A 5,824-nucleotide genomic window follows, 5' to 3' on the forward strand; every position below is an offset into this window, starting at 1 on the left:
TTTTTTGGCTTACTATTTAAAAGGTGGCAGATTCTGTTTTTTATGAAATATTACCTATTTTAAATTTACATGAAGAGTTTTATTCTTCTATGAGTGTTACATTTTAGTTACAAGCGGCATATATTCAAAAATTGAACTGCATGGTTTTACGTCTATCAATTGGCTTGATATTATTTATTTGCTTTCACACATCAAATCTCGTAGCCGCAGATTTCAGAACAATTAGTAATGGAGATTGGAATGACCCCACCATATGGGATCAGGGAAGTATACCTAATCCTACCGACAATGTTTTTATCGACCACAGTGTAAGCCGCACAGGCAACTACATAAGCAATGGTGCAATAAGAGTAAGCATCAATGGGAGCTTATTTATAGAAGGAATTCAAAATAACGGTTTAATCGAGGTTCAAGGACTTTTTAGATCATTAACAGTATTTAATGCGGGAGATGTTTTAATAGAAGGAGCAGCTGATATTACAGATTTTACCAATCAGCTTAGTGGTACGTTAAATATTGCCGGTTTGTTAAACCTTACCAACTTAACCAATGCACTCGGAGGAAGTGTAGTAAATGTAGCGTATCTATCAGTCAGTAATTCTTTAGAAAATTTTGGTAACCTGGAGCTGGCGACTAAAGAAAGTGCCATGTTGGTCTCGGGTAATTTCATAAATAGAGTAGGAGGTACATTTAAAATTTGCGGACTCATGGGACTGGGTGATCCGGAAGACGCACCAACAAATGACCCCAAAAGTTTCGTTAATAATGGCACCATCGATGGCTGTAATGGTGGTATTGCTGGTGACAATTTCTCTTCCATTACCAATAATGGAGACATACTCAATACTGTTTTTGCTTGTATAGAAAGTGGCAATATAACCAACTCAGGTACAGGATCTTTTACCATTAGCTGTTGTTTTCTGGTAGATGTAGAAGCCGGTCCTAACCGAAGGCTTTGTCAAGGGGCGTCTACCCAACTGGGGGGAGATCCCTCGGCAGACAACGGTACTGAACCCTATACTTATCAATGGAATGAAGTAGGAGGTGGAATTGTCTCAACAGAACCCAATCCTATTGTGAGTCCAACCGTAAACACCGCCTATGTTTTAACACTTACCGATAGTGATACTCCGACAGCTTGTGTAAAACGAGATACTGTAATAGTGCGAGTTACAGATAAGGTTATTGCCAGAGCAGGAGAGCCTAAGTTTATCTGTGAGGGAGAAAGTGTAACGATTGGCGTAGCACAAACTTCCTCATGTGGCGAAGCGCCTTATACGATTTTATGGTCTCCGGCAGAAGGTTTGGATAATCCTTCCAGCCCCAACCCAATAGCTTCACCCTCATCGACTACTCAATATATTGTTACCATTACAGATGACGCGGGAGATGTTGATAGAGATACAACATTTGTTTTTATTCAACCCAGGCCACCCGCTGCAGAAGCAGGTCCTGATCAAGAGTTGTGCAACGCCACTTCTACTCCGTTAGAAGCCAATGAAGTGATTGGAGGGACAGGTGCCTGGAGTGTGGTTTCCGGTAATGCAAGTATCACATTTGATGATGTAAATGATCCTAAAACCAATGTTAATGGTGTGGGATTTGGAGATGCCGTTTTAAAATGGACAGCTACTACAGGCGTGTGTCAAACGGAAGATGAGGTGATTATAAGTGTCGCTCCACCGGCTTCGCTTGCCGATGCAGGTGATAATCAAAAGCTGTGTGACCAGACAAGTACTACGATGAGTGCTACCGAGCCGGCAAACGGTTCAGGTACCTGGTCTCTGGCTGCAGGCTCCGCAACCATAGTTGATATAAATGATTCCCAAACAGAAGTAACAGATATCCCCCTCGATGGAAGCACAGTGATTCTCACATGGACGGTGTCTAGTGGTGTTTGCTCTAGTAACTCAGATAATGTAGAGATCACAGCCCAGCAATCACCACCCGATATAGATGTTGGTGCAGGTCAGGAATTATGTAATGTAACTGAGACAACAATTTCTGCCAGCACCAATGCCGGAGTTGCAGTTGGTGGCACCTGGTCAGTTGTGAGTGGCACAGCAAATATCGTTGACCCCAATGCCGCTACTACTGATGTAAATGGACTTGTTGTGGGTGGCAGTGCTACTTTAAAATACACAATCAGTTCTATAAACTGCCCTGACAGTGAATCAGAAATTACAGTAACAGTTTTTGAGGAGCCTTCAGACGCTCAGGCAGGACCTGATCAGGTACTTTGCGCAGGTGAAGAAACGACTACATTAGATGCCAATTCACCCGCAATAGGTGTCGGAGAATGGAAAATCGCGAACGGTAACATCACAATAGACGACCCGACAAATCCAAAAAGTACAGTTTCTGACCTGGAGCCAGGTGAGTTTGAACTCATGTGGGTGGTAAGTAATGGGTCTTGCGATCCAAATACTGATGTGATGACACTTCGAGTCTATGAAGTGCCGGCCGTTGAAGAATCATCTGTAGATATTTGTATTGGTGATGAAGTGCAACTGCAGGCAATCGGTGGCGATGCGTATGCCTGGAGTCCTACCGATGGTCTAAGTCAGGCCGATATTGCTAACCCTATAGCCAACCCATCAACTACCACAACTTATCAGGTAGAAATTATTCGGGATTTTTGTCCAAACCAGATATTAGATGTATTAGTAGAAGTGCGAGAAAAACCTGATGTGAGTGTATTTCCGACTGATACCACAATTATAATTGGCGAATCTATTCAGTTGAGAGCTCAGGGGGCTACATCATATATCTGGGCTCCTGAAGATGGTTTGGATAATCCTTCGGTTGCTAATCCAGTGGCTTCTCCATTACAAAACATAACTTACAAAGTGACTGGTACCAATGAGTTTGGATGTATCGATGAAGCTTTTGTCGATATTACTATAGATGAAGAATTTGAAATATTTGTACCGGAAATGTTTTCACCAAATGAGGATGGAAACAATGATGTCCTTTTTGTAAATGTATATGGAATAAAAGAGGTTAAGTTCCAGGTCTATGACAGGTTAGGTAAAGTGGTCTTTGCCACAGAAAACCCCGAGGTGGGCTGGGACGGAAGATTTAATGGAGAAAAACAAAATATAGATGCTTATCCTTATGTAGTGACAGCTGAGACCTTTACAGGTCGTGTTATTACCAAAAAAGGGGCTGTACAGTTAATAAGGTAACTAATGATAGTTGGTAAAAGGTTATTAGTATTAGGTTGTATTGTATTGATGTCTTTGACGTCAAAAGCTCAGGAACCATTTTTTTCTCAGTTTTATAATTCGCCCCTCACCCTTAATCCGGCCCTTACCGGAATAGCTTACGGTCAGGTAAGAGTGGCATCTAATTATAAAAATTACCTTTCTTCAGTAGATCCATTTACTACTATAGGGGCTTCAGTAGATATGTCACTTTTTGATGCTGATGAAAACCCTGATTTTGGTGGGTTAGGTGTATCTGTGGTGCAGGCTGAGTCTGGTTTTAACCTTACACACCTCAAGGCGATGTTGTCGTTGAGTTATCACAATGCCGTTGGTAAGAACTCCTATTTAGCACTTGGGCTTCAGGCCGGTGTAGATGATACCAGGTTAAACAACACAAATTTAAGTACACAAAGTCAATGGGTGCCTCTATCAGGTTATGATCCAACATTGGCTTCTAATGAATCTTTTGATGAATCAAGCGCAACCACATTAGATTTTAATGCCGGACTGCTATGGTATTCGTTTTTGTCGAGTAAGACTACACTATTTGCCGGTGTTTCAGTTTTTCATATTTCAGAACCGGAAAAATCATTTTTAGGAGAAAAGGCCAATTTGGCCAGAAAATACCTATTTCATGGAGGTGGCAAACTTGATATTAGTAGTAATGTAACACTGGTGCCTAACATGGTATATTTTTATCAAAACGGGTCTCATATCATTAACCCAGGTGTAGCTGTAGAGTACGCTTTTTCTAGTGATATAGCGGGCTCTTTAGGCGGTTGGGTGAGAAATACAGATGCATTTATTGCAGGAGCAGGTTTAGAATATGCCAACCTGGCTGTCGGTTTGTCTTACGATTTGTATGTAAATAATAATGAACTGGCCACCAATGGAGGCTATGAGGTGAGTCTTACCTATCACTTCAATAAAAAGCTAACAAAGAAAACTAACGTAATGTCTAACCCAAGTCCTAGGCTCTAATGATCTATCGGTTAATAATTATAGGGCTTTTGATATGCTCAAATTCGATTCTGATTGCTCAACGAATAGATAGTTTTAGAGAACGAAAGAATGAAATACAAGCTGAGGAATACAGACAGGTAGGTCTCAAGCTTTTCGAAGATCGAAACTTTTACGCAGCAGCAGATAATTTTCAGAAAATTGAAGAGCTAGAACAAACTACCGCAGAAGACACCTGGCACCTTGCAGAGTCTTACCGAATGCTCAATAGATACCAACAAGCCTTAAATAACTATACTAAATTACAAGCAGAACAATACCCAACGGTAGGTTTCTATCAAGCTCAAATGCAAATGAGTTTGGAACAGTACGATGAGGCTATTGATAATTTTAAGGCATTTCTTAAAAACGATGGTGCTAGCAAGTTAATGGTGGCAGAGGCAAGAGAGAAAATCAAATGGTGTGAGGAGGCTAAGCAAATATTAAAAAAACCAGGGAATCAGATAAGTACGGTAAATAGGAAGGCTTTAAACGGATATTCGGGTTTTGGCTTCGGTGCTGTAAATTACCAGGGGAAATTAATATTTACAGGAGTTGAGCGTGTTAAAGTTGGTAAGACGCTCCCTGTGGGAGAGGTAAAGGTTGTTTTCGATTCTCTATATGTAAACCGAATGATAGATGGAGAGCGTGGTATACCCTTAGATGTAGAGCCAGTCGATGATCACTACAGTATTGGCAGCCCAACATTTACGAGCGATGGAAACAAGGTTTACTTCACCCAATGCGAAGATGCGGTTGAGAAGAATTGTGAAATATACAGCGCCACGAAGGAAAAAGACAGGTGGTCTAAGCCGAAAAGAGAAGCACTCATCAACATAGATTCTTACAACTCGAAACACCCTATGCTGGCACAGATTGAGCAAAATACAGTGCTCTTCTTTTCTTCCAACAGGCCGGGAGGAGAGGGAAATTATGATATATGGTATGCCAGGATAGACTCCAATGGCGTTGCAAATAATATCAAAAATTTAGGCACAGGAGTAAATACCGAAGAAAATGAGATAACGCCTTTTTTCGATAGTTCAAATGGCCATTTCTTTTTCAGTTCTAATGGATTAAAGTCGCTGGGTGGATATGATGTGTTTATGGTAAAAATGAATCCTAACCTGACCAGTGGGAAGGTTTTCAACTTAGGGAAGCCTATAAATTCAGGGGCAGATGACATTTATTTTTACCTAAAAAATGCCGATACCAACGGATACCTCACTAGTAATCGGGAAGAGGGATGCTGCGATAATATATATGATATAACCTTTGAGCTGCCTTTTAATTACAATCAGCTACCCAATTACATGACCGAAGTGGATGAGTTTGCACAAGACGATGCAAGCTTCGCATTGGCTCAGGATGAATTTTTTAATTATAAAAATTTGGGTTACGAAGAAAGCGATTCTGAAGCACTGGTAGTTTCTGATGTTGATATTACGGGTGATCTGTTTTCTAATGATACACCATTATCCAATACAACTGTATACTTAACTGATGACACCGGATCGATTATTGATTCTACGACCACTGATGACGCTGGTAAGTTTGCGTTTAGGTCACTTCCTGGTGGTGAACAGTATTTTTACACCCTAGCTGCCGATGATGCT

At 40.9% G+C, this 5,824-nt stretch carries 2 protein-coding genes and 1 pseudogene; all 3 read left to right on the plus strand.

Features of this window, described 5'->3' with window-relative positions:
- Positions 1–140 precede the first annotated feature (140 nt).
- Entirely contained in the window at positions 141–3,188 is a 3,048-nt protein-coding gene (locus tag E1176_RS07590) for a T9SS type B sorting domain-containing protein (protein WP_155210006.1), read from the plus strand.
- 3 nt (positions 3,189–3,191) lie between these two features.
- Positions 3,192–4,190, plus strand: a complete 999-nt coding sequence (locus E1176_RS07595) for a PorP/SprF family type IX secretion system membrane protein (protein WP_155210008.1) — start codon at positions 3,192–3,194, stop codon at positions 4,188–4,190.
- A pseudogene (locus E1176_RS07600) lies at positions 4,190–5,824 on the plus strand (hypothetical protein); the annotation flags it as partial. The gene E1176_RS07595 and the pseudogene E1176_RS07600, both read left to right, overlap by 1 nt.

The organism is Fulvivirga aurantia (genome assembly GCF_009711475.1).
In the GTDB taxonomy this organism is placed as follows: domain Bacteria; phylum Bacteroidota; class Bacteroidia; order Cytophagales; family Cyclobacteriaceae; genus Fulvivirga; species Fulvivirga aurantia.